Origin of the sequence: Streptomyces marispadix (assembly GCF_022524345.1) — a bacterium.
In the GTDB taxonomy this organism is placed as follows: Bacteria; Actinomycetota; Actinomycetes; order Streptomycetales; family Streptomycetaceae; genus Streptomyces; species Streptomyces marispadix.
In genome coordinates this window covers 1,296,590-1,321,540 of sequence record NZ_JAKWJU010000002.1, presented here as the reverse complement: position 1 = coordinate 1,321,540, position 24,951 = coordinate 1,296,590, and the positions used below count along the sequence as shown (strand labels likewise).

At 70.5% G+C, this 24,951-nt stretch carries 20 protein-coding genes; 10 read left to right on the top strand and 10 right to left on the bottom strand.

Features of this window, described 5'->3' with window-relative positions; translation table 11 throughout:
• Position 1 precedes the first annotated feature (1 nt).
• The 3 genes from MMA15_RS05685 to MMA15_RS05675 all read left to right on the top strand — a co-directional run bounded on the left by MMA15_RS05685 (position 2) and on the right by MMA15_RS05675 (position 3,347).
• Entirely contained in the window at positions 2-2,230 is a 2,229-nt protein-coding gene (locus MMA15_RS05685) for a HelD family protein (protein WP_241063024.1), read from the top strand.
• Positions 2,231-2,323: 93 nt separating this feature from the next.
• Positions 2,324-2,908 (top strand): DinB family protein, encoded by a 585-nt coding sequence (locus MMA15_RS05680; RefSeq protein ID WP_241057911.1) that lies wholly within the window; start codon positions 2,324-2,326, stop codon positions 2,906-2,908.
• 1 nt (position 2,909) lies between these two features.
• Entirely contained in the window at positions 2,910-3,347 is a 438-nt protein-coding gene (locus MMA15_RS05675) for a VOC family protein (RefSeq protein ID WP_241057910.1), read from the top strand.
• A gap of 144 nt (positions 3,348-3,491) precedes the next feature.
• Here the strand turns inward: MMA15_RS05675 and MMA15_RS05670 are convergent, their stop codons facing one another.
• Positions 3,492-4,475: a helix-turn-helix transcriptional regulator gene (locus MMA15_RS05670; RefSeq protein WP_241057908.1), complete on the bottom strand. Its 984-nt coding sequence runs from the start codon at positions 4,473-4,475 to the stop codon at positions 3,492-3,494.
• 62 nt (positions 4,476-4,537) lie between these two features.
• Between MMA15_RS05670 and MMA15_RS05665 the strand changes: the two genes are divergently transcribed.
• Positions 4,538-6,796 carry an ATP-binding cassette domain-containing protein gene (locus MMA15_RS05665; protein WP_241057906.1) on the top strand — a complete coding sequence of 753 codons (2,259 nt, stop codon included), beginning with the start codon at positions 4,538-4,540 and terminating at the stop codon, positions 6,794-6,796.
• Between the two features lie 160 nt (positions 6,797-6,956).
• Positions 6,957-7,178 carry a hypothetical protein gene (locus tag MMA15_RS05660; protein WP_241057905.1) on the top strand — a complete coding sequence of 74 codons (222 nt, stop codon included), beginning with the start codon at positions 6,957-6,959 and terminating at the stop codon, positions 7,176-7,178.
• A 148-nt stretch (positions 7,179-7,326) separates the two neighbouring features.
• Here the strand turns inward: MMA15_RS05660 and MMA15_RS05655 are convergent, their stop codons facing one another.
• Positions 7,327-8,808 (bottom strand): Nramp family divalent metal transporter, encoded by a 1,482-nt coding sequence (locus MMA15_RS05655; protein WP_241057903.1) that lies wholly within the window; start codon positions 8,806-8,808, stop codon positions 7,327-7,329.
• 482 nt (positions 8,809-9,290) lie between these two features.
• Here MMA15_RS05655 and MMA15_RS05650 point away from each other — a divergent pair, with 482 nt between their 5' ends.
• Positions 9,291-9,764, top strand: a complete 474-nt coding sequence (locus MMA15_RS05650; RefSeq protein ID WP_241057902.1) for an XRE family transcriptional regulator — start codon at positions 9,291-9,293, stop codon at positions 9,762-9,764.
• A gap of 126 nt (positions 9,765-9,890) precedes the next feature.
• Here the strand turns inward: MMA15_RS05650 and MMA15_RS05645 are convergent, their stop codons facing one another.
• The 3 genes from MMA15_RS05645 to MMA15_RS05635 are packed head-to-tail and all read right to left on the bottom strand — an operon-like array spanning position 9,891 to position 13,034.
• The gene (locus MMA15_RS05645; protein ID WP_241057901.1) at positions 9,891-10,889 is read right to left on the bottom strand and encodes an aldo/keto reductase; all 999 of its coding nucleotides are present in this window, start codon (positions 10,887-10,889) and stop codon (positions 9,891-9,893) included.
• 16 nt (positions 10,890-10,905) lie between these two features.
• A complete protein-coding gene (locus tag MMA15_RS05640; protein ID WP_241057899.1) occupies positions 10,906-12,321 on the bottom strand; it encodes an MAB_1171c family putative transporter in 1,416 nt (471 codons plus the stop codon).
• Positions 12,318-13,034 carry an ImmA/IrrE family metallo-endopeptidase gene (locus tag MMA15_RS05635; RefSeq protein WP_241057898.1) on the bottom strand — a complete coding sequence of 239 codons (717 nt, stop codon included), beginning with the start codon at positions 13,032-13,034 and terminating at the stop codon, positions 12,318-12,320. Before MMA15_RS05635 ends, MMA15_RS05640 begins: the two co-directional genes overlap by 4 nt.
• 308 nt (positions 13,035-13,342) lie before the next feature.
• On the opposite strand from MMA15_RS05635, the gene MMA15_RS05630 reads away from it, so the two are divergent.
• Positions 13,343-14,518, top strand: a complete 1,176-nt coding sequence (locus MMA15_RS05630; protein WP_241057897.1) for a chitinase — start codon at positions 13,343-13,345, stop codon at positions 14,516-14,518.
• A 413-nt stretch (positions 14,519-14,931) separates the two neighbouring features.
• Here MMA15_RS05630 and dacB read toward each other — a convergent pair whose 3' ends face one another.
• The 4 genes from dacB to MMA15_RS05610 all read right to left on the bottom strand — a co-directional run bounded on the left by dacB (position 14,932) and on the right by MMA15_RS05610 (position 19,497).
• Entirely contained in the window at positions 14,932-16,428 is a 1,497-nt protein-coding gene (gene dacB / locus MMA15_RS05625; RefSeq protein ID WP_308290510.1) for a D-alanyl-D-alanine carboxypeptidase/D-alanyl-D-alanine endopeptidase, read from the bottom strand.
• Between the two features lie 414 nt (positions 16,429-16,842).
• A complete protein-coding gene (locus MMA15_RS05620) occupies positions 16,843-18,045 on the bottom strand; it encodes a cysteine desulfurase-like protein (RefSeq protein WP_241057896.1) in 1,203 nt (400 codons plus the stop codon).
• 217 nt (positions 18,046-18,262) lie between these two features.
• Positions 18,263-18,949 carry a hypothetical protein gene (locus tag MMA15_RS05615; protein WP_241057894.1) on the bottom strand — a complete coding sequence of 229 codons (687 nt, stop codon included), beginning with the start codon at positions 18,947-18,949 and terminating at the stop codon, positions 18,263-18,265.
• Between the two features lie 368 nt (positions 18,950-19,317).
• Complete coding sequence (locus MMA15_RS05610) at positions 19,318-19,497, bottom strand: type II toxin-antitoxin system Phd/YefM family antitoxin (protein ID WP_241063546.1); 180 nt, start codon at positions 19,495-19,497, stop codon at positions 19,318-19,320.
• A 191-nt stretch (positions 19,498-19,688) separates the two neighbouring features.
• Between MMA15_RS05610 and MMA15_RS05605 the strand changes: the two genes are divergently transcribed.
• Positions 19,689-21,908, top strand: a complete 2,220-nt coding sequence (locus MMA15_RS05605) for an NADP-dependent isocitrate dehydrogenase (protein ID WP_241057892.1) — start codon at positions 19,689-19,691, stop codon at positions 21,906-21,908.
• Positions 21,909-22,126: 218 nt separating this feature from the next.
• Positions 22,127-22,822 carry a class I SAM-dependent methyltransferase gene (locus MMA15_RS05600; RefSeq protein WP_241057891.1) on the top strand — a complete coding sequence of 232 codons (696 nt, stop codon included), beginning with the start codon at positions 22,127-22,129 and terminating at the stop codon, positions 22,820-22,822.
• A 47-nt stretch (positions 22,823-22,869) separates the two neighbouring features.
• Here MMA15_RS05600 and MMA15_RS05595 read toward each other — a convergent pair whose 3' ends face one another.
• The gene (locus MMA15_RS05595; protein WP_372498188.1) at positions 22,870-24,126 is read right to left on the bottom strand and encodes an acyl-CoA dehydrogenase family protein; all 1,257 of its coding nucleotides are present in this window, start codon (positions 24,124-24,126) and stop codon (positions 22,870-22,872) included.
• A 93-nt stretch (positions 24,127-24,219) separates the two neighbouring features.
• Between MMA15_RS05595 and MMA15_RS05590 the strand changes: the two genes are divergently transcribed.
• Positions 24,220-24,879, top strand: coding sequence for a TetR/AcrR family transcriptional regulator (locus MMA15_RS05590; RefSeq protein ID WP_241057890.1), 660 nt, complete (start codon positions 24,220-24,222; stop codon positions 24,877-24,879).
• Positions 24,880-24,951 lie beyond the last annotated feature (72 nt).

Sequence of the window (24,951 nt, the reverse complement as noted above, 5' to 3'; positions counted from 1 at the left end):
AATGCGGCAGGAACAGCAATTCGTCACCGGCCTCTACGCCCGGCTCGATCAGCTCAGGCAGCAGGCCGAGGAGTCGGTGCGCGGTGCGCTCGCGCAGGTCGGGAACAACTTCCAGGCCAAGCTGGAGCGGGATGTGCTGGTGGCGGAGCAGTCCGGGCTGCTCGGTGCGATCAACTCCGAGGAGAGCGGGCTCTGTTTCGGCCGTCTCGACTTCCGCGACGGGCGCACCCACCACATCGGGCGCATCGGAATCCGGATGGACGACTCGTCCCGTACGCCCCTGGTGATCGACTGGCGGGCGGAGGTGGCGCGGCCCTTCTATCTGGCCACCGGTCATTCCCCGATGGGGCTGCGGCGCAGGCGGCACATCACCACCGAGGGCCGTACCGTCACCGCGCTCCACGACGAACTGATGGACCTCGAAGACCCGACCCGTACCGGCCATGAGGGCGCGGACGCAGACGAGGTCCTGCTGGCGGCGCTGGACGCGGCGCGCACCGGGCGGATGCACGACATCGTCCGCACCATTCAGGCCGAGCAGGACCGCATCATCCGTGCACCGCACCGAGGCGTGCTCGTCGTCGAGGGCGGGCCCGGCACGGGGAAGACCGCGGTGGCGCTGCACCGTGCGGCGTATCTGCTCTACGAGCACCGTGAACTGCTGGCCCGCCGCGCGGTGTTGATCGTCGGCCCGAACCCGGCGTTTCTGAGCTACATCGGCGACGTACTGCCGTCCCTGGGCGAGACGGGGGTGCTGACGGCCACCATGGGCGAACTCTTCCCCGGCGTACGTGCCACCGGCTTCGACAGCCCGGCAGCCGCGGAGGTCAAGGGCCGCGCCGAGATGGCCGGAGTACTGGCGAAGGCGCTGCGCGACCGCCAGGCCGTGCCCGAGTGGGCGACGGACATCGACCACGAGGGCTACGGGACGCTCCAGCTCGAACGGGCCATGGCCGAGGACGCGCGCTGGCGGGCGCGCGAGAGCGGTCTGCCGCACAATCTGGCGCGGCCCGTGTTCGCCTTCCACGTCATCGACGCGCTCACCGCGCAACTCGTCGAGCGGATCGGCGCCGACCCCTTCGGCGGGCCCAATCTGCTGGGGCCGGACGACATCGCGCAGTTGGGCAAGGAGATCGCCACGAGCCGGGAGGTCCATGCGGCGATCGACGAGCTGTGGCCGCAGCTCACGCCGGAGCAGTTCGTGGCGGACTTCCTCGAGGAGCCGGTCCATCTCGACGACGAGTCGGCAGCGCTGATCCGGCGGCAGGGCGGGCCGTGGACGCAGGCCGACGTGCCGCTCCTCGACGAGGCCGCCGAGCTGCTGGGCGAGGACGACAGCGCGGCCCGTGCCGCCGCCGAGGCCGAGCGCCAGGAGCGGATCGCCTACGCACAGGGCGTGCTGGAGCTGTCCGAGGGCTCGGAGACCTTCGAGTTCGAGGACGAGGAGTCCGAGGTCCTCGCGGCGCACGACATCATCGACGCCGAGCGCATGGCGGAACGGCACGAGGAGGCCGACCACCGCACCGCTGCCGAGCGCGCGGCTGCCGACCGTACCTGGGCTTTCGGCCACATCGTCGTCGACGAGGCGCAGGAGCTGTCGGCGATGGCATGGCGGCTGCTGATGCGGCGCATCCCCACGCGTTCCATGACGCTCGTCGGGGACCCGGCGCAGACGGCGGAGTCGGCGGGGCTGGGCTCGTGGGAGAGCATCCTGGAGCCGTACGCGGGCGACCGCTGGGAGCATGTGCGCCTCGGCGTCAACTACCGCACGCCTGCCGAGATCATGGAGGTCGCGGCCGGTTTCCTGCGGGCGCACGCCCCGTCGTACGTACCCCCCGAGTCGGTGCGGTCGACCGGGGTGCGGCCCTGGGCGCTGCGGGTCGCCCCCGGCGGGCTGGCCGCCGCCGTCGCCAGGGAGGCGGGGTCGGCCCGGGGGAGCGGGGGACGTGTCGCGGTCGTAGCACCGGCGGCGCTGCACGCATCGCTCCTCGCTGAGCTGCCGGAGGCGGGTCACGGTCCCGCGCTGGACCTCACCCGGGACGTGGTGCTGCTGGACCCACGGCAGGCGAAGGGGCTGGAGTTCGACACGGTGCTGGTCGTGGAACCGGCCGACTACGGGGTGAGCGACCTGTATGTGGCACTGACCCGCGCCACACAGCGTCTGGGCGTGCTGCACACCGGCGAACTGCCCGAGGCGCTCGGGGGGTTGGAGGAGCGAGGGGAGTCATGACCGGCCGCGGCGTGGCGCAGGACGGTCGGCCGTACGGATCGCCGAGGGCGATTGAGGAACGTGGCTGTCCGCAACGTATACGAGGCTGGCTCCATGACCGACCAGACATGGAACGCCCTGCTCAGGGACCAGCTCGACTGGCACTGGGCCCAGCAGCTCCGCGACCGCCTCAAGGGGCTCACGGACGACGAGTACTTCTGGGAGCCGGTGCCCGGCTGCTGGAACGTACGGCAGCGAGGCACCGGCACAGCACCGGTGCAGGCCGGGTCAGGCGCGATGGTGATCGACTTCGCCATGCCGCAGCCCGAACCGGCACCGTTCACGACGATCGCCTGGCGGCTCGCGCATGTGATCGTCGGCGTGCTCGCGATGCGCAACGCCGCACACTTCGGTCGTGCCCCGGCCGACTACCAGTCGTTCGGCTACGCCGCGACCGCGGACGAGGCGCTGGCCCAACTCGACGCGGAGTACGCCACTTGGCGGGCCGGTGTCGAATCCCTCGGCGAGGCCGGCCTGTCCCGGCCGTGCGGTGACGCCGAGGGACCGTATGCCGAACTTCCCCTGGCGGCGCTGGTGCTGCACATCAACCGGGAAGTGATCCACCACCTCTCCGAGGTGAGCCTGCTCCGCGATCTCTATCTGCACACTCACAACGAGGCCCGCCAGGAGGCGAGTTGAGATGGCACGTGACATCCAGATCACCGTGGACTGCGCCGACCCGGCCGGGCTGTCCGCCTTCTGGGCCGAGGCCCTGAGCTATCGGTTGCAGGACCCGCCGGCGGGCTTCGAATCCTGGGACCAGGCGCTGGAGGCGATGGGCGTCCCGCCTGCCAGTCGCAACGACGCCTCGGCCGTGGTCGACCCCGAGGGCTCCGGGCCCCGCCTCTTCTTCCAGCGGGTGCCGGAGGGCAAGCAGGCCAAGAACCGGGTGCATCTCGATGTGCGAGCCGCACCCGGGCTTGAAGGAGACGAGCGGATGGCGGCCCTTGAGGCGGAGGCCGAACGGCTCGCCGCCCATGGCGCCGCCCGGCTCAGCCGCCATGAGCCCGCTCCGCCGCTCGGTGCGGGGCACATCGTGATGGCCGATCCCGAGGGCAACGAGTTCTGCCTCGACTGATCGGGCGGCGGAACTGATCGGCGGGGGGACTGATCGGCGGCGGAACTGATCGGGCGCGGGAACCGGCCGGAGGGGCACGGACTGATCGGCGGGATCGTGCGTACGCCCGACGCCCGTGCCCAACACGGCGCTTCCGCCTCCGAGTTACTCGCCGTCCCCCGTCGCCGCCGCGAGCCGTTCCGCGAACACGCGGCACGACTCCATGAACTGCGGCCCCGCGCTGAGCCGGAAGTCCGCGTCCAGGAAGGCGAGGTGGAGGAGCAGCCACTGCCAGGAGTCCAGGGCGAGGCTGACGGCGGTGCTGCTCCCGGTCACGGAGTGGATCTCGGCGTCCTGGTAGCGCAGGGCGTCGGCCACGTCCGTGGCCGGGGCGTCGATGACGACGTCGACCCGCTGCCGTCCCTTGTCGAGTCCCTGCCGCAGATACTCCGCGGCGGACCCGGCAGGCAGCGGCCGCGGCTCGAACCGGTCGCCGGTTCGCATGAGTCCGGTGACGCGGTCCAGCCGGAAGACGCGCCAGTCGCTGCGTCCCAGGTCCCAGGCCAGCAGATACCAGCGCAGCAGATGGTGGATCTGGCGGTGCGGCTCGACGCGGCGGGCGGAGCGTTCACCGCGGGCGTCCGTGTAAGTGAACGACAGCGTCTCGCTGTTCGCGATGGCCTCGGCGGCGATGCCGAGCAGCCCCGCCGTCACGCTCGGGGCGCGCTGCGGGCTCGTCTCCAGGCTGGAGCGGATGGCGGCCATGCGGGGGCGGAGCCGGGCGGGCAGGAACTGATCCAGCTTGCCGTACGCGCGGGTCGCGGCGTCGTCGACGGTCCGCTCGGCGGAAGGCTCCGCTCCGGCGGGCGGTTCCATGGCGGCGAGGGAGGCGAGCGCCAGCAGCGTGGCCACCGCCTCGTCGTCGTCCAGTACGAGCGGCGGCATGGTGCGGCCTGCCGCGAGCCGGTAGTGGCCGCCCGGTCCGGGCTGCGTCTCGACGGGGTAGCCGTAGCCGCGCAGCCGGTCGACGTCGCGGCGCAGGGTGCGTGGGCTGACGCCGAGACGCCGGGTGAGTTCCTCTCCGCTGAACGGCCGGCCCGTCTGCAACGTGGAGAGCAGGGCCAGCGTGCGCTCGGTGACGTCCGCCATGGGCAGATACTGCCAGCCATAGCGGCCAGGATGCGGCCACATCTGTTCGTACCGTCCGAGGCATGACCGATAGGAACATCAGCCTTCGCGGGGCCCGTACGAACAACCTCGACGGCGTGGACGTCGACATCCCGCGCAACCGACTCGTCGTCTTCGCCGGGGTGTCCGGTTCGGGAAAGTCGTCGCTGGTGTTCGACACGATCGCCGCGGAGGCGGGCTATCAACTCAACGAGACCTTCCCGCCGTTCGCGAGGAACCGGCTGGCGAAGTGGACCCGGCCCCCGGTCGAGCACATCGGGGGCCTGACGCCCGTGGTCGTCATCGACCAGCGCAGGATCGGCGGGAACGCCCGCTCGACCGTCGGCACCATCACGGACTCCTGGACGTATCTGCGGCTGCTGTTCTCCCGGCTCAGCAGCCCCTACGTCGGCGAATCGAACCGCTTCTCCTTCAACGACCCGAGCGGCATGTGCCCGTCCTGCTCCGGCCTCGGGGAGATCGTGGTGAGCGCGGTCGAGCGCTTCCTCGACCTGGACAAGTCCCTCGCCGAGGGCGCGATCCTGCTGCCCGGCTTCGGCAACGGCGGCTACTGGTACTCGCAGTACGCCGACATCGGCAGCTTCGACGCCGGGACGCCGCTGCGGGAGTGGAGGCCGTACGAACGGGAGGCGCTGCTGTACGGCGGTGAGGCGGCGGCGCGACTGGGACGGAAGCCACCCAAGGGCTACGAGGGGGTGGTCGAGCGGTTCGAGCGGATCTATCTGCACACATCCGACGACCTGTCGGAGCGCAAGCAGGAGGCGATCCGCCGCTTCACGCGGGCCGAGACCTGCCCGGAGTGCGACGGAGACCGGCTCTGCGAGGCCGCACGCACGGCCACCGTGCTCGACCGGACCATCGGCGAGATGGCCCGCATGGAGATCACCGAACTGGTCGGGCTCGTAAGGGAGATCACCTCTGCCCGTGTGGCGCCCGCGGTCGCGGCGCTGACGGCACGACTGGAGGCGATGATCACGATCGGGCTCGGCTATCTCACGCTGTCCCGCGCGACCACGACCCTCTCCGGCGGCGAGTCACAGCGGATCAAGACCGTGCGGCACCTGGGGTCCTCCCTCACGGAGATGACGTACGTCGTCGACGAACCGACCGTTGGGCTGCACCCGACCGACGTGGAGTCCATGGTCGAGCTGCTGGAGAGCCTTCGCGACAGCGGCAACAACGTCCTCGTCGTCGAGCACGATCCCGCGGTCATGTCCCGCGCGGACCAGGTGATCGAGATCGGGCCGGGCGCGGGCGCCGCCGGCGGCGGACGGCTGGTGTTCCAGGGCAGCTACGCACGGCTCCGCGACGCCGGTACGCCGACCGGGCGGGCCCTGGCGCGGAGACGGCCGCTCAAGCGCGAACCGCGTGCCGCCACGGGGCACTTCACCGTCGCCGGGGCCCGTCGCAACAATCTGCGGGACGTGACCGTGCGCTTCCCGGCGGGCGTGATGACCGTGCTCACCGGGGTGGCCGGCTCCGGCAAGTCCAGCCTCGCCGAGGAGCTGGTGGCCCAGCACGGCGCCACCGTGATCGACCAGAGGCCGGTCAGCGCCAACAGGCGCTCCACGCCCGTCACTTACACGGGCATCGCGCCCGCGGTCCGCAGGCTGTTCGCCAGGCACAACCACGTCCCCGCGGGTCTCTTCAGCGCCAACTCCGAGGGTGGCTGCGCCGATTGCAAGGGGCTCGGGGTCGTCTACACCGATCTCGCCTTCATGGACGGCCAGGAGGTCGTCTGCGATACGTGCCGGGGCCGGCGTTTCACCCCCGAGGCGCTCGCCCACACCGTGGACGGGCTGTCGATCGCCGACGTCGGGGGGCTCACCGTGGAGGAGGCCGTCGCAAGGCTGCCCGACCAGGGCATCGCCCGCGCCCTGGAGCAGCTCGCCGCGGTCGGTCTGGGTTATCTGCGGCTGGGGCAGTCCCTGAGCACGCTGTCCGGCGGAGAGTGCCAACGCGTCAAGATCGCCAAGGAGTTGCGCCAGGCGGAGCGGCCCACGACGTACGTACTGGACGAGCCCACGACCGGCCTGCACATGGACGACGTGGGCACGCTCCTGAACGTCCTCGACCGGCTCGTCGGACAGGGCCACACGGCAGTCGTGATCGAGCACGACCTCGACGTCGTCCGCCATGCCGACTGGCTCGTCGACCTCGGCCCGGGGCCGGGCCGACACGGGGGAACGGTCCTCTTCGAGGGCCATGTCGCCGACTGCGAGGACAGCACGACGCCTACGGGGCGGGCGCTGGCCGGTGCGGGGGGTGGTCGCTCGCGCTGAGCGGCAAGGCGCCATGGTGGCGCCGGAGTTGGCCGCCGCAGGCGTTCCCCGCTCAGAGATTCCGCCATTACCGGCATGAGTCAGGCCATGGTTGGTGAAGCGGATAAAGCCGGTACATCACCAGTGGAACGATTGCCCACGGCCGCACAGGGAGGGGTTCATGGGTGGGCTGGTCGTCACGCTGGATGTCACGTTGCTCCTGGGGGTCTGGATCTTCCTTCGGCTGAGACGGCGCACTGAGGCCAGGAGCAGGAAGGACGAGAGGGAGACCGTCCTCATCGTGACGGTCTTCGGGATACTCCTCGCGCCGACGGAGTTCGGCAAGTGGGTCGTGAACACGCTGACGGCGATGGTTAGTTCGGTGAACGGCATGCACCTGTAGGCGCGGGCGACGCTGAGGCTGCGACACCTCGCGGCGAATTGCGCCGACTCCGCGGCGGGCGTCAATAGGCGCCCGCCGCAGGTCGTTTGCGGTCGGGGAGTGCGTCGGCCGACGGCGTCGGAGAAGCTGCGAGGGCTTCCCCTGGCCGTCAGCCGAACGCGTCCAGGATCTGCTGCCGCACCGTCAGCACGGACAGCACGCCGAACAGCACGACCACCCACACCAGCGCCGCCACCCGGTACCCCCGCACCTTGATCGGAGCGGGAAGCGCCTTGCGGTTGATGTAGAGCAGCAGGCCGCCGTAGACGAACATCATCAGGCCGGCGACGCACGCGGAGATCACCAGCAGCACCAGCGGCTGGTCGATGCCGAGCAGCAGGATCGCCATGCCGATGACGACGAGGCCCCACACCAGCCAGAAGTACAGCCGGCTCTCGGAGACGCGGGAGCGGGGCAGATACGTGGACTTGAGGACGTCCGCCGCGAGCCTGCTCGTGTAGTCGACGATGCCTACCGCCGCGCTGAACAGCGAGAACGCCCCGATCAGCCAGAAGAGCACGCCGAACCAGGAGCCGACCTGCGACTTCAGCGCCTCGCCCTCGTCCTGGAGGAAGCTGACGTCGTTGGCCAGGCCCTCGGAGCCGAAGAGCGTGGAGTGCGCCAGGAGGGAGGAGAGCACGATGGTCAGGACCGTGACCAGGACGAACGTCAGGGCCTGTTCGGTGTTGGCGAAGCGCCACCAGCGCTTCCAGCGCGCCATGTTCTGCGCGTCGGGTGTGAAGACGTAGCCGGAGGTGGCTCCCGGGGCGTTGCCGGTGGCCGCCGCAGCGGTGTCCTCCTTGCCGGTGACGGGGCTGACCAGGCGGGGCACGTAGTGGCCCATGCCGAAGCCCTTGTCGCGGATCCAGTTGCTCTGGCAGAGGTTCTGACCGCCGCCGGCTCCCGCGTATGCGAGTGCTCCCATCAGCACCGCCACGCCCAGCTCGCTGGGGAACTGCCCTATGTGCGTGGCGCCTTGGGGCAGGTCGGCCCAACTCGACGCCTTCACCGCGAAGATCACAGCGAGCGCGAAGAACCCGCCGATCACCGCGACCTTCAGGAACAGCAGCCGTTCCAGCGCCGTGTAGACGACGGGTGCGAGCGTGAGGATCGCGCCGATGCACGGCAGCAGGACGAGCGCGATCAGCGTGGGATTGCCGCCGAAGACGTAGGAGGCCATGGTGGCGGAGCTGGTCACCCAGCCCGGCCAGAGGTTCGCCGCGTAGGTCAGTACGACCATGACCGCGCCCCAGTGGCGCCAGTAGCGGTTGAAGCCGGTGACGGCGGTCTCCCCGGTGGCGAGCGTGTAGCGCTCGATCTCCATGTTGAGGAACCACTGGGTGACGACTCCGACGACGGCGCCCCACAGGAACACGAGACCGGCCTGCGAGGCGATGTACGGCCAGAGGATGAACTCGCCGGAGGCGAGGCCCACACCGGCGCCGACGATGCCGGGGCCGATGATCTTCCAGGTCTGACGGGGCGGGGGAGGCAGCTCCCGTACCTGGGGCGGAGGCAGATTGCGGGTGTTGAGGGGGAACGGGGAGTCGGCGGGCCGGCCGGTGCCGCTGCGGTCGTCGGTGTACGTCATCGAAACGCCTCTCGTGGGCGGGGGCGGAGCGCGGGCTCGTGACATCGCGGCAATCATGAGGTGATTGGCCGGACCCGTCCAGGGGGTCGTCGCTGCTCGTGCTGTCATACGGAACGGCGCCGGCGTGAGACGGCCGCGAATCGAGTCGCCGACGAGGCCCCGCATGCTCCGCGCCCCGTCTCAGCAGCCTGTCGCAGCAGCCCGATGCGCCCGCCCCTCCCCCGTGGAGGGCGGGTGCATCGGGCGTCGCACGGCCGTCGTCTCCGGCGCGGGGCCCACCCGGTCGCCGTCGCGTTCCCGGGGCTGCTGCCTGCCTTTTCGGCGACGGCCTCGTCCCTGAGGATGTCCGCTCGTATGGCCGATGAGGTACCCTCTGTTCATCTCAGCGAACATGACGAAGGTAACCGTCCGCGCCCGATCATGTCAACTACGATGTACGGCAGCCTGAGTTGGAGATCATCTCAGCGAACGAAGGGGTCCCTGTGCCTTCACTGGCCGAGAAGATCGACAAGCTCTTCAAGAGCATCGCGCCAGGTGGGAGGGAGTACACCTACGAAGAGGTCGCCCGGGGATGCAGCGAGCTGTCCGGCGGCACCTTCTCCAAGACGTACATCTGGCAGCTTCGTACCGGGCAGCGGGACAACCCCACCAAGCGCCACCTCGAAGCCCTCGCGGCGTTCTTCCACGTGCCCGTGGCCTACTTCTTCGACGAGGACACCGCCGAGCGCATCGACACCCAGATCGCCCTCGCCTCCGCGATGCGCAACGCCGAGGTACGCGACATCGCGCTCCGTGCGATGAGCATGGACGACGCGGGGCGGGCGTCGCTGCTCCGCATCATCGCGGAGGTCAGCGGACTCCAGTCGTCCGGCACGGGCGGCGACGGGCAGCAGGAGACGGGGAGACGCGAGGGCGGGAGAGGACAGGGCGGCGGGCCGGGGAAGCGGAAGGACTGAACGGCCGGGGCGCTGCCTGCCAGGGGGCTTACGGGGAACGGGAGTTGGGGGCAGGGCCTCAGTCACCCGGGCGTTCGACGACCGGCGGATCGATCCCGGGGGGATCGGCGGAACCGTTACGGGTGATCAGTGGCCGAGGCGGGAGAGGGCCTGCTCGGGATAGCGTCCGCCTGCCACCGCGCTCGCGGGCACGGCTTCACCGATCCGGGCCGTCTGAGCGGGAGTCAGGGCCACGTCGACCGCTGCGACGTTCTCCTCCAGATAGCGCGTGCGCTTCGTCCCCGGGATCGGCAGGATGTCCGGGCCCTGCGCCAGAAGCCAGGCCAGAGCGGCCTGCGCGGGCGTGCAGCCGATCTCGGCCGCGACGCCCCTCACCGCCTCCACCAGTGCGAGGTTGGCGTCGATGTTGTCGCTGGCGAAGCGCGGCCAGCGCCTGCGGTTGTCCTCCTCCGACAGGGCCTCACGGGAGTGCAGCGCGCCCCCGAGCATGCCGCGCCCCAGCGGTGAGTACGCAACGACGGCTACACCGAGTTCACGGCAGGCGGCGAGCATCTCTCCCTCCACCACGTCCCTGGTGAACAGCGAGTATTCGAGCTGGATCGCCGCGATCGGGTGGACGGCGTGCGCGCGGCGCAGCGTCTGCGGGCTGACCTCGGACAGCCCGAGGTGGCGTACCTTGCCCGCCTCGACCAGCGCGGCCATCGCGCCGACGGTCTCCTCGACGGGTACGGCCGGGTCGCGTCGGTGCGCGTAGTACAGGTCGATGTGGTCGACGCCGAGCCGCCTCAGCGAGGCGTCGCAGGCGGCGGGCACATACCCGGCGGAGGTGTCGACCTCGTCCACCCTTCCGGTCGTGGCGCTGCGCTTGAGGCCGAACTTGGTCGACAGGAACACCGATTCGCGGTCCCGGCCGTGCAGCCAGCGGCCCAGCAGTTCCTCGTTGGCTCCCACGCCGTACACGTCCGCCGTGTCGAGGAGGCTGACGCCCAGTTCGGCCGCACGGTCCAGGGTGCGCAGGCTCTCCTGTTCGTCGGCGGCTCCGTAGGCGATCGACATGCCCATGCAGCCGAGACCGATCGCTGACACCTGCGTGGCCGGATCACTGCCGAGCGACCGGAACTTCATCTGCCATCTCTCCCTGTCATGCCGGGCGCCGGACGTCGGCGTACGCCTTCGCCAACTGGAGCAGCCAGCCGAGTTCGCCGGCGTAGTCGTCGCTGATGCGGGACGCCGTGTCCGTATCGCCGCCGCTCTTCTCCTGTACGTAATCCTGGCCGGGTGCGCCCTGCGCGGACGGCTCCGGCGCGGACGGGCCTGGTACGGACGGCTCTTGTACGGACACCTCTTGTACGGATGTCTCCGGCGCGGGCGCCGAAGTGGCCGTCGCCGTGGACGAGTTCCCGTCGGCGGCGGACGCGGGAACGGACGCCGAAACGTGCGCGGGCGACGGGCCGTCGTCGGCCTTGGCGCTGAGGGCGGCCTTCAGCCGTGCCGCCTCCACTGCCGCGCGCCGGGCCTGCCCGTCCGCCGGTTCCCCGACTCCCGGCCCGGCCGGGCGCGTCGAAGCCCCGTCATGGTCTCCGTCAGCAGCGGCACCCGGTTCCGTGCTCATATACGGGCGCATCGCCAGGAGGCCGTCGCGAATCTCGATCACCCGCCGGTACAGCCGGTATCGGAGGTCGCCGTGGCTGATCCGTTCCATGAACGAGGGCGCGGGCGGATCGAGCGCGATCTCGGGTACGGCCCGGTACAGATCGCTCCACAGCGGATAGAGCCGTTGGTAGGCACGGTAGTTGGAGACCCACACGCGGGCGGCCGACAGCCGCGGCCCCCAGGACGGCATGGTGAACCCGGTCGCGACGAGGAGGATTCCGATGCCGTTCGACAGCGGAGTGACCAACTCCCATTGCAGCGGGTCGAGTTCGAGCCGCACGGCGACAACGGCCCAAGCGCGGTTGACGCAGTACGCGATATAGATGCCCGCCCCGACGGACATCGTCCCCAGGCCGCGACGCACCCAGGCACGCCCTGCCGACTTCGCGTAACGGCGGCCCAGCCTTACGATTTCGGCCATTCCCGCCGCGAACGCCGTCACGTAAAGGAGCAAGTAGGCGGCGACGACGGGCCGATGGACGTTCTGAAGCAGATAGTGGGGCGAGCGTTCGTGGCTGCCGCTTCCCGCGACGTACCAGAGCACGAACATGGTCACCGCGACGAGCCCGAAGAGCAGCATGCGCCGCCGCACCTTCGGCCATGCCTGCTCGGCCGGGTACACCCAGAAGACCAGCGCGGAGAGGAACGCCGCGCTCGAAGTGACCCCGCCTGTCAGGTGGATGCCCAGCGCGCCGAGGTTGGGCACGCCCGAGTACTCGTCGACCGCCGCCGAGACCACAGCCGTCGACAGCGTGAAGGAGATCCCTTTGAACAGGAACGCGATCAGGAGCGCGAGAAGCGCCGGGTCGCGGCGGCCCGGACGGAGATCGCGGGACTTGTAGAGGAAGGCCAGCGCGCAGATCCCGGCGCTCACCGGGAAGAAGACGCTCTTCAGGTCGGTCATGTCGTCGTCTCCCCGCCGGGGTGCGGGGTTGCGCTCCGTTCGCTCTCGCCGCCGTCTTCACGCGCAGTGTCAGGCCGGTCGCCGTCGTCGGACCGGTCCCCGTCGTCAGGCCGGTCGCCGTCCTCGCGCTCCCCGTCGGGGTCCGCCGGTGCCCGTACCGCGGCCCGGCGCCGCAGGGAGCGCTCGATACGTTCCATGGCTTCCGCGTCCTCGGCGGGCACGGCCGAAATCCGTTCCAGCACCGGCCGGTTGATGCGTTCGAGGATGAGGGACGCGGTGACCTCGGCCTCACGCTCCTCGACGCTGGAGTAATTGCCCCGTCCGAGGATCTTCTGTACCAGTTCGGGGGCCAGGTCGGGGAAGAGGAGGCGGGCGGTGCCGTCGTCGACGGAGTTCCCCGCGCCGCTGCGGTGGCCGCAGACCATATGGGCCAACTCGTGCGCGATGATGTGGTCTTGGTGCGGCTTGCTGGTCTGGGACTCGTAGACGATGAAGTCGACGGTCTGCGTCATGATCCACAGGCCGCAGGGGTGTGCGCCGGGCACGCTGACCGGCATCAGACGCAGCGGGCGCCCCCGCCTCTCGCTCAAACGGTCGCACAGGTCGGCGATGTCGCACTCGTCCGGGAGGTCCAGGCTCGCGAAGAGCTTCTCGCTTTCGCGGCGTATTCGTTTCAGCTCTCGACTCCGGTGCCACCAATTCGGTCGGCGCAACACGCACTCCTGGCTAGAAACCCTTCCGCCCGTATGCGGGTGGCGACCCACTGTCAGGGCGATTGCCGACCTTAGCGCGGTATCGCCCGTTGAATGAACCCGGGCCCCAGCCATTCACGGTCAAAGCCGACAGGCCCGCCGCACCCCCCAACTGCCTTTCTTAACCGGAGCCTTCGGGTCTCTTAACTGTGGCCTAAGTCCCATCGCCGGTGGACCTCATCGTGTGCTTTGTCCCAGGCGGGCTCGCTAGTTTTGGCGCACGTCGGAATCACGACCCCCCCACCGCGCCTGAAGGAGGCAGCCCGACGATGAGTGACCGCGCGGACGCGCAGCATCCCCGTACCTCCACGACCACGACTGAGAACACGGCTGCGACCGCGACTGCGAAGGCCCGGACCTCTCGTATGTCTCGTACGGGCCGCACCCGCGGGCCCGTTCGGAACTCGCCGGTCGCGGTGGCCGCTGTGGCCGCGGTGGTGGCGGCGTCGCTGCTCGCCGGGTGCTCGGGGGAGCAGGGGTCGTCCGAGCCGACGGGCCCGCCTCCGCTGTCGAACCCGCCCGAGGAGAGCCAGAAGCCCGCGCCTCCCGGGGCGGACCGGTTCTCGCCTTATGTGGACACCCTGCTCAGCCCCTCCTACGACCTCCTGGGGAACTCCCAGAAGACCGGCGTGAAGGACTACACCCTGGCCTTTGTCTCACCGGCAGGGAGCAAGTGCGTGCCGCGGTGGGGCGGCCGCCAGTCCCTGAAGGCGAACCCGGTGGCGGCGCAGGTGGAGGACCTGCGCGAAGAGGGCGGCGGCGACGTGGCGGTCTCCTTCGGCGGGCAGAGCGGCCGCGAACTCGCCCGCGTATGCGGCTCGGTGGACAAGCTCGCCGCCGCGTACATCAAGGTCATCGACGCATTCGGCCTCACGCGGCTCGATTTCGACCTCGAAGGCCCGGCCCTGACGGACAAGAAGGCCGCGCAGCTGCGCAACCAGGCGATCGTCCGCCTCCAGCGGCAGAAGCCGAACCTCAAGGTCTCCTACACCCTCCCGGTGATGCCCTCCGGCCTCGGCGCCGACGCCCGTGCGGTGCTTGAGAACGCGAAGAAGAACGGCGCCCGCGTCAACCGGGTCAACATCATGGCCATGGACTACGGCACCTCGTTCGCGGGCGACATGGGCGGCTACGCCGTGAAGGCCGCCACCGCCGCCCACAAGCAGATCATGCCCGCGCTCGGCATCAGGGACGAGGCGGAGGCGTGGGACTCCCTCGCGGTCACACCGATGGTCGGCGTCAACGACGTCAAGGGCGAGGTCTTCCGCCCCCAGGACGCCGCCGAACTGCGGAAGTTCGCGGAGAAGAGAGAGATGGGCGGTCTTTCGATGTGGTCCGCCACCCGGGACAAGCCGTGTCCCGGTGGCCCCAAGACCAAGGCGCAGGCGACGTGTTCGGGCCTGAAGGAGAAGGCAGGCGCGTTCGCGGAGGCGTTCGTGGGCTGAACGCCGGTCTGCCTCTTGGACCGCCGCGTCCCGGCCGTTGCGTGGTCGGCCGGGCTCGCGGCAGCTCACGGCCGTGCCGTCCCCGGAGCCCTGGTCGGACCCTCCGGGGCCGGCACGAGCCGTGAGATTCCCTGTCCCGCGGCCCCTCTGCGTCTCTACGCCCTCGGTACGCAACGGTGCGACTCGGATACGCCCTGTCACCGGGCGGAGCCGGCGTTCAGGCTCGGAACAATCGGAGTACGCAGCCGGGCGCCCGAGGCTCGCGCTGACCGCCGAGTGGCGAACGACCGCCGCTCGGGCGGCAGTCGAGCGCCTCAGTCCGGCAGAGGACGCATACGGCCTGTTCGCCGGGGCCACCGGAGGCCGCCGGGTGCCGCGCGGGAGGGGGCGCGGCACCCGGTCCCCGCGCGGCGTCAGCAGTGCGCCGGTTTCCTCCAGGAGCACTCCAGGCCGGAGTCGGAGCCGGACGACCCGGACGACGCGGACGACGCGGCGCCGCCCGCCCGGTCCGCGGCGCTCTTGTCGTGCTTCGCACCGTCCCCGTCGTCCTGCTTGCCGTACTTGCCGTCCGTGCCGTCCTTGGGGCTCTTGCCGTCCTTCCCGTACGACGCCAGCGTCACCACGATCGAGTCCTCGATGTCCTTCACCGAGTCGGCGAGGTAGTTGTTGAGGACGATGCTGTACGCCAGTTCGCGGCCGTCGGCGTCGGTGACGTAGCCCGAGAGTCCCGAAGCGCCCGTCAGGGAGCCCGTCTTGGCGTGGGTGTTCTTCTCAGCGGGGGTGTCGCACATGCGGGAGCGCAGCGTCCCTCCCGTCATGCGGTCCGGTTCGCATGCGATGGGCAGCGCGTCGTACCACTTCTTGAACCAGGGCTTCTTGCGTACCGAGTGGAGAAGCGTGGCGATGTGCCCGGCGGAGACGTTGTCCATGCGGGACAGTCCCGAGCCGTCGACCTGACGCAGCGTCCCGGTGTCCACGCCCTCCTTCTTCAGGAAGCCGCTGATCGCCTTCAGCCCGTCGTCCCAGGTGCCGTGGCCCTTGCCGGCGGTCTCGTAGCCCATGGTCTTGGTGAGGACCTCGGCGTGGTTGTTGTTCGACAACTTCAGGAAAGGGACGCTGAGTTCGGCGAGCGTCATCGACGAGTGGCGGGCGACGCGGCGGGCGCCGGCCGGGGTCGCCTCGCCCAGTTCGGTCTTCCCGGCGACCTTCACACCGTGCCGCTCAAGGGCGTCCGCGAAGACGGAGGCGGCGTACCCGGTGGGCTCCCATACGCTCGTCCACTCCTGCTTCGGATCGGCGCCCACGGGGATGCCGCCGGAGACGGTGACGGTGTTACCGCCGTGTTCGCGCTCGACGGTCAGGGTGTCCGAGCCGTCCTTGTCGACGGTGGTGGCGGTGGTCTCGACGTCGACGTAGCTGTTGGACGGCGTGACCTTCACCTTCGGCTTCTCGCCCGCCTTCTCCGCCGGTACGACCTCGACGATGACGTTGCCCGCGTCGTAGTCGGTGTCGGGGGCGAGGCTCAGCGCGGAGATCTGCGAGGAGTAGTACGCGGATTCGTCGTCTGCCGCCCAGGAGCGCCCGAGGCGCTGCGAGTCGAAGCGGGTGTCGTCGGCGACGAGCTTCCCGGTGACCTGCTCGATGCCGGAGTCGGCGACGTCGGCGGCGAGAGCGTCGTAGTCCTTCGCCAGCAGCGTCGGATCGCCCGTGCCCCGTACGTACAGGTCGCCGTCGAGGCGGTCGCCCTCACGGTCGCCGTGTGCCAGTACGTCGGTGCGGTAGCGGTAGCCGGGGCCGAGCACGTCCATGGCTGCGGCGGAGGTCAGCAGCTTCGTGTTGGACGCGGGCATCAGGCGCCTGCCGGGGTCGTGGTCGTAGAGCACCCGGCCGCTCTTCGCGTCGCTGATCACGACGCCGGCGGGCCGCTCCGTCCAGCCGCTTGTCGGCGAGTATCCGGTCGACCGCCTTGCCCCAGGCGGGCTCCGGTTCGGCGCTGCGGGCCCCCGCCGCGCCGCCCGTACCGAGCACGAGCGCGAGGCCGGCCGCGACGGCGACGACCCTCGTGCGTACACGGGGCCAGGGCAGACCCGAACCGGGGAACGCCTTGCCCGGGCCGGGCGGCCTGCCGGTCGCCGTGCGGAGGGAGGCGGGGGAGAGCGGTGGAGGTGTGTGTCTGCTCATGGCAGGAGCCTGGCATCTGCCGAAGCCCGTGGCGACGGTCCCGACGTGCCATTCCGGGCCGCCCGGACCGGCCCCCGGCCGCCTGCCCTGCACCGTCCGGGCTCCCTCCGTCGCGGCGGCCCCCGGCCAGCGCAGGAACCCGGCTAGCGCAGGAACCCGGCCAGGCCCTCCAGCAGCCGGTCCACGTCCTCGTCGTTGTTGTACGGGGCGACGCCCACGCGCAGGGCGCCCTCGTCGCCGAGGCCGAGGTGCCGGGACGCCTCCAGCGCGTAGAAGGACCCGGAGGGCGCGTTGACACCGCATTCCGCCAAGTGGGCCGCGGCGTCACGGGTGTCGCGGCCGTCCAGGCTCAGCAGCAGCGTCGGGGTGCGTACGGCGGCACGCGAGTGCACCCGTACCGCATCGAGCTCCGCCAGGCCGTCCTCGATGCGCGCGAGCAGCGACTCCTCGTGCTTCTCCAGCAACTCGAAGGCGGCGACGAGCCGTTCACGGCGGTCACGCTCCGGGTGCGCACCGGGCCCCGCCAGTACGTCGACGGCGGCGCGGGCACCAGCGAGCATCTCGTAAGGCAGCGTGCCGTATTCGAAGCGCTCGGGGACGGCGTCCGTCGAGGGGAGCAGCTTGTCCGGCGCCAGGGTCTCCAGCAGCGCCGGGCGGGCCGCGAGCACGCCCATGTGCGGGCCGAGGAACTTGTACGGCGAGCAGGCGTAGAAGTCCGCGCCCAGCTCGTCCAGATCGACGAGCGAGTGCGCGGTGAGGTGTACGCCGTCGACGTACAGCAGTGCCCCGGCCTCATGGACGAGCCGCGCGATCTCCTGAACTGGCGGACGGGTGCCGATCAGGTTCGAGGCGCCCGTCACGGCGACGAGCCTCGTGCGCGGCGAGAGGACCGAGGCGACGGCCTCCGCCGTCAACTCGCCGCTCTGCGCGTCGAATTCGGCCCACCGCACGGTGGCGCCGGCCTGCTCCGCCGCCTGGACCCAGGGGCGGATGTTGGAGTCGTGGTCGAGCCGCGTCACCACGACCTCGTCGCCCGGCGACCAGGACTTCGCGAGCGTACGGGAGAAGTCGTAGGCGAGCTGTGTGGCGCTGCGCCCGAAGACGACGCCCGAGGGGTCGGCGCCGAGGAGATCGCCGAGTGCCTGCCGGGCTTCGGCGACCAGAGTCTCCGCATTGCGCTCGGCCGGGTTGCCGTGGCCCCGGTTGGAGAGGGGACCCGCGAGCGCGGACGCCATCGCCTCGATGACCGCACGGGGGGTCTGGGTCCCTCCCGGCCCGTCGAAGAAGGCCGTTCCGGTCGCGAGGGCGGGGAACTGCGCGCGGAACAGTTCGATGTCGTAGGTCATACGGGCTCCGGCAGAGGGTCCTTCGAGCGGTCGACGGCAGCCATGATCAACCGTGCCGGGCCGGTTTGGCCAGTGCGCGCCGAGGCCGCCAGGTCAGCGCGGGGGAGGGCGTCGATGAGCGCTCCAAGGCGCGGGCTCCGCCCGGGAGTTACGCAGTCGGCCGTGACGCCGGTGGCGAGCGGTGGTCCGGTGGCCGGTGGTCTGGTGGTGGAGCGGCCTAGTGGTGGCCGTACCCGCCGCCATGACCGTGCCCGCCGCCGTAGCCGCCGTGGCCGCCGTGGCCGTAACCTCCGTGACCGTAGCCGCCGTGGCCCCGGCCGTCGTAGTAGCCGCCGTTCTGGTGGCCGCCGTCGTCGTGGTGGTCGTCGTGCCCGTCGCCGCCGCCGAAGAGACCGCCGAAGAGCAGGCCGCCCAGCAGGCCACCGCCGTGCTGGTCGCCGCCGCCGTCCGAGCCGCCGTCGTCGCCGCCCGGGTCGCCGGTGCCGCCGCCGGTCGAGGTGCCTCCGTCGGCAGTGCCCCCGTCCGCGGTGCCGCCGCCCGACGCGTCGCCGGACGGCGAGGGAGAGGGTGCCTCGTCGCTCGGTGCGGGGGGCTCGGAACCGGGGTGCTTGCCCTTGCCCTCGCCCTCGCTCATCGGCCACATGCCGTTGTCGGCGGGCTTGGAGGGGGTGACCGTGCCGGGGTCGTCCGGTGCGTCCTGCTGTGCGTTCTGGGCCACTTCGCGCGCCACGATGTCAGGGTCGGGGGACACCGAGACCGCCGGCCTGCCGCGGTCCGCAGACGCGGGCCCCGAACTCGTACCGTCCAGCGCGAACGCGACCGTGCCGATCGTCACCGCCGCGGCGACGCCCACGAGTACGCTCGTGCTGCGGCGGCTGATGCGCGGGCGGCCGGTACCCGCCACGGGCGGGTCCTCGGCGCCGTCCTCGGAACGCCCGTCCGGGAGTTCGTTGAGACGAGGCCGGAAAGGCTCGAAGTCCGCCGGTTCGATTTCACGGCTGGCAAAGGGCGTACACGTGCACGCGGACGTGCCGTCCACTTGAATGCGCGCCCCGCATCTGAAGCATCTCAGTCTTGCCATCGCCGGCCCCCTCAGTGGAATCCGTCGCGACGCGTTCCCTCGCGGTCCCGCTGCGCGCCGTTCCATACGCGCAGTCGGCAGGTCGACACCAACGTAGCGGTCCAGTACGGCGAATGTGGGATTGTTGTCAACTTACGAGCGGCCTTGTTTCGGTGGATCACCGCTGCGTTTCGGCCGGTCGGAGGGCGATTTCAAGACTCGCGACGGCAACTGCCGAGGCTCTGCGGGGAGTTGCCCGGAAGGTCCGCAGCCACGGCCGTTTCCGCCTCCGCGATCGACTCGACCAGCCGCCGGGCATTGGCCGGTGAACGCAGCAGACGGATCGTCTCCTCCCAGGAGATGTAATCCCACTCCGATCTCTCTGGGGACAAGAAATCGTGCCACTACTCGAAGTGGCCAGAGCCGCCTGACCGGTGGCGCTGCAATCGTCGGTCGGTGACACAGGTGCCCACGTAAGCCCGCCCCCCAGCCCCCCGCAGGGGCTGGTGTCCGGTCCCGTGGCGGAACGAGATATCTTGACGTCGAGACGATGTAGACATGGAGCACGTGGAGCGGAGTACCGGTGACTGACTCGACCATCATCTATACGGACACCGACGAGGCCCCGGCCCTGGCGACGTATTCGTTCCTGCCCGTGGTCCGGGCATACGCCTCGACCGCCGGAGTCGGCGTCGAGAGCCGCGACATCTCCCTGGCCGGGCGGATCATGGCCCAGTTCCCGGAGTGGCTGGAGCCGGAGCAGCGCGTCGAGGACGCACTCGGCAACCTCGGTGAGCTGGCCCGCACCCCGCAGGCCAACATCATCAAGCTGCCGAACATCTCGGCGTCGATCCCGCAGCTCAAGGCGGCGATCGCCGAGCTGAAGGAGAAGGGCTACGCGCTGCCGGACTACCCGGACGAGCCCAAGACCGACGAAGAGCGCGACATCCGCGCCCGCTACGACAAGGTCAAGGGCAGCGCCGTCAACCCGGTGCTTCGCGAGGGCAACTCCGACCGGCGCGCTCCCGCGTCCGTGAAGCAGTACGCACGTTCCAACCCGCACCGCATGGGCGCCTGGTCCGCGGATTCGAAGACGAACGTCGCGCACATGGACGGCGACGACTTCCGCTCCACCGAGAAGTCCGTGATCGTCCCCGAGGACGGCTCGCTGCGCATCGAACTGGCAGCGGACGACGGCACCACCACCGTGCTGCGCGAGTCGGTGCCCGTGCTCGCCGGCGAGATCGTGGACGCGGCGGTGATGCGCGTCGCGGCGCTGCGGGAGTTCCTCACGGCACAGGTCGCACGGGCCAAGGCAGAAGGCGTGCTCTTCTCCGTGCATCTGAAGGCCACGATGATGAAGGTCTCCGACCCGATCATCTTCGGCCACGTCGTACGCGCCTTCTTCCCCAAGACGTTCGCCGAGTACGGCAAGACCCTCGCCGCCGCGGGCCTCACCCCCAACGACGGGCTGGGCGGCATCTTCAAGGGCCTGGAGTCGCTGCCCGAGGGCGCGAAGATCAAGGAGTCCTTCGAGGCGGAGCTGGCCGCGGGCCCGGACCTGGCGATGGTCGACTCCCACCGCGGCATCAGCAATCTCCACGTCCCGAGCGACGTCATCGTGGACGCGTCGATGCCGGCGATGATCCGTACGTCGGGCCACATGTGGAACAAGGACGACCAGGAGCAGGACACCCTCGCCGTCATCCCCGACAGCAGCTACGCGGGCATCTACCAGGCGGTGATCGACGACTGCCGTGCCAACGGCGCGTACGACCCGTCCACGATGGGCTCCGTGCCCAACGTCGGCCTGATGGCGCAGAAGGCCGAGGAGTACGGCAGCCACGACAAGACGTTCGAGATCCCCGCGACCGGCACGGTGCGCGTCGTGAACGCCGAAGGAGAGGCCGTGCTGGAGCAGGCGGTCAGCAGCGGCGACATCTTCCGCATGTGCCAGACCAAGGACGTGCCGGTACGGGACTGGGTCAAGCTCGCCGTCACCCGCGCCCGCGCGACCGGGGACCCCGCGGTGTTCTGGCTGGACGAGGGCCGCGCGCACGACGCGAATCTGATCGCGAAGGTCCGCCGGTACCTCCCGGAGCACGACACGGAAGGGCTGCGCATCGAGATCATGTCGCCGGTCGACGCGATCGCCTTCTCCCTGGAGCGCATCCGCCGTGGCGAGAACACGATCTCCGTGACCGGCAATGTGCTGCGCGACTACCTGACGGACCTCTTCCCCATTCTGGAGCTGGGCACGAGCGCCAAGATGCTCTCGGTCGTACCGCTCATCAACGGCGGCGGGCTCTTCGAGACCGGTGCCGGCGGGTCCGCGCCCAAGCATGTGCAGCAGCTCGTCAAGGAGAACTATCTGCGCTGGGACAGCCTCGGTGAATTCCTCGCGCTCGCCGTGAGCTTCGAGCACCTGGCGCAGAAGACGGGCAACGCACGCGCGCAGATCCTCGCCGACACCCTCGACCGTGCGACGGCGACCTTCCTCCAGGAGAACAAGTCCCCGACGCGCAGGCTCGGCGGCCTCGACAACCGGGGCAGCCACTTCTATCTGGCCCTGTACTGGGCGCAGGAGCTGGCGAAGCAGACCGACGACGCACAGCTCGCGTCGGCCTTCGCCGACCTCGCCCGCACGCTGGGTGAGCAGGAGCAGGCGATCGTCGACGAGTTGATCGCGGTGCAGGGCTCGCCCGCGGACATCGGCGGCTACTACTGGCCGGACGCCGCGAAGGCGTCGGCGGTGATGCGGCCGTCGAAGACCTTCAACGACGCGCTGGCGGCGCTGGGCTGACACCAGGCGGCGGGCCTGCGGGTCCGCCGGGCCGTCCGGCCGTCGGCCGCAGCGCCTGCAAGCCGGTGGGTGTGCGTGTGTGAGTGTGGGCCGTGTCCTCCTTCCGGGAGGCGCGGCCCACAGCCGTGTGCACGGCCCGTAGCGCATGGCGAGTGCGCTCCCGCGGACGGCCGGAATCACCGCAGCCGGGCTGCGCATCACGTCGCTACGCTCCGGGCATGGCTTCCTCGGAGTCCTCAGCCCCGCGCCCCGGGCGTCCCGCCGTGCACGGCTTCTGGGAGGGCACGGGCGCGGCCAAGACCTTCACCCATCCCCTCGACCACGGGCTGCTGGAGCAGTACGTGCCACGTGAGGCGAGGATTCTCGACTACGGGTGCGGCTACGGGCGGTTGACGGCGCAGCTCGTCGAGCTGGGCTACGGCGGCGTACACGGCGTAGACCCGTCGCGGGCCCTCATCGAGCGGGGGCTCCGCGAACACCCGGAGCTGAGGCTGGAGTTGTTCACCGCGCTGCCTCTGCCGTTCGCGGACGGCTCCTTCGACGCGGCGCTGCTCTTCGTGGTGCTCGGCGTCGTCACAGGCGACGCGGACCAGCACGCGGTCATGGCCGAACTCGCCCGTCTGGTACGGCCGTCGGGGGTGCTCTACCTCAGCGACGTGCCGTTGCAGAGCGACGAGCGCCATGTGCGCCGCTACGAGGAGGGCGCGGCTGCGGACCCCGGCCGCCCGTACGGCGTCTTCACCACGCCCGACGGCGGGCTCTTCAGGCACCATCGGCCCCAGGAGCTACGGGAGTTGCTGCACGCCCACGGTTTCACCGTCGAGGAGGAGCGCCCTATGGCGACCGCCACGCTGCACCACGGTGAGACCACCCGCAGCGTGCAGGTGATCGCCCGCCGTGCCGCCTCCGGATGAACGAGTGCCACGGGCGGGCGCCCTCGGCGAAGCCCATGCGGCCGCCGTCAGCGGAAAGCGACCTCGCCTGTGAGCGCCTGGCCGATCACGAGCTGATGCACCTCGGAGGTGCCCTCGTAAGTGAGCACGGACTCAAGGTTGTTGGCGTGCCGCATCACCGGGTACTCCAGGGTGATCCCGGCGGCGCCGAGCATCGTGCGGCACTCGCGGGCGATGGCGATGGCCTCGCGGGTGCTGTTGAGCTTGCCGAGGCTGATCTGCTCGGGGCGCAGCGTCCCGGCGTCCTTGAGCGAGGCCAGATGCAGCGCCAGCAGCATGCCCTTGCCCAACTCCAGTGACATGTCGGCGAGTTTGGCCTGGGAGAGCTGGTAGGCGGCGAGGGGCTTGTCGAAGATCTCCCGCTGCCGCGCATATCCGAGGGTGGTCTCCAGGCAGTCGCGTGCCGCCCCGAGGGCGCCGAAGACGATGCCGTAGCGCGCCTCGTTGAGACAGGAGAGGGGCCCGGAGAGCCCGACGGCGTCCGGCAGGACGGCCGAGTCCGGCAACCGCACGCTCTCCAGGACGAGTTCGGAGGTCACCGACGCACGCAGCGACATCTTCCTCTTGATCTCCGGGGCGGAGAAGCCGGGCGTGCCCGCGGGCACGAGGAATCCGCGCACCCTGCCCGCCCTGCCCCCGGCGCCGCCGCCCGTGCCATCGCCGCCGGCGCCCTCGTCCTCCGTACGTGCCCATACGACGGCGACATCGGCGACGGACCCGTTCGTGATCCACATCTTGGTGCCGTCGAGGACCCAGTCGGAGCCGTCGCGCCTCGCCCGTGTACGCATGCCCGCCGGGTTGGAGCCGAAGTCCGGTTCGGTCAGGCCGAAGCAGCCGATGGCCTCGCCCGAGGCCATGCGGGGCAGCCACTGCTGCTTCTGCTCCTCGCTGCCGTACTTCCAGATCGCGAACATCGCCAGCGAGCCCTGCACGGAGACCAGGGAGCGCAGCCCCGAGTCGCCCGCCTCCAGCTCCATGCACGCCAGTCCGTAGGCGGTGGCGCTGGTGCCCGCGCAGCCGTAGCCCTCCAGATGCATGCCGAGGACGCCCAACGTGCCCAGTTCCCTTGCGAGTTCGCGTGCGGGGATGGCGCCCTCCTCGTACCAGCCTGCGAGGTTCGGGCGCACCTTGTCGGACACGTACTGCCGAACGGTGTCCCGGATCGCGCGGTCCTCCTCGCCGATCAGGGCTTCGGTGCCGAAGAGTCCGAGCGGGGTCTGGGGCGTCACGGGCGGCACGGAGATCTCCTCGTCCTCGTACGTCACGGACTGCGCGAAGTCGTCGCGAACAGCGTTAGGTTTCCGTGTGCCCGCACGCTAACCTTACGGCGTTAGTTTTCACAAGGAGCCCATCTGCCGATGCCTCGTCCGAAATCGCCCCTCCTCAGCCGGGAGCGCATCCGTGACGCCGCGCTGGAGCTGATCGACGCGGAGGGCATCGGCGCGCTCTCCATGCGGAACCTGGCCCTGAGGCTCGATGTGAAGGCCGCCTCCCTCTACAGCCACTATCCGAACAAGGACGCCGTCCTCGACGCCGTCGCCAACCTCCTCACGCGGCAGGTGGACACCTCGGGCTTCGAACGGGGCTGGCGTGCCGGGCTGGAGACATGGGGCAGGTCGTATCACGCGGCGCTCCGCGGGCATCCCAACGCGGCGCCCGTGGTGGCCGCCGGGACCGGCCGCCGCGAGGACTTCCTCGCCATGGCGGACGCCGTGCACGGCGGGCTCGTGGGGGACGGCTGGCCGCCGCGCTATGCGACGATGATCGCCGCCTCCGTGAAGTACCTGGTCATCGGGGCGGCCACCACGCCGTTCGCGAGCGGTTTCGCCGACGACACACGCGTCTACTTCGAGCGCTACCCCAATCTCGTACAGGCGCATCTGATTCCCGCGCACGCCGAGGAGATCGACAGCGACAGCTTCGAACTCGCCCTCGCCGGCCTGCTGGCGGGGCTGGAGCCGCTGCATGCCTCGCTGACGGCGGGGGAGAGGCGGGGCGCCCGCGAGGCGGGGCGGTAGGGGCCGCCCCACGCGGACGCGCCGACCGCTTCGGCGGCGACTGCCCGGCGCCGCAGGGCGGTTCGCGCCCCG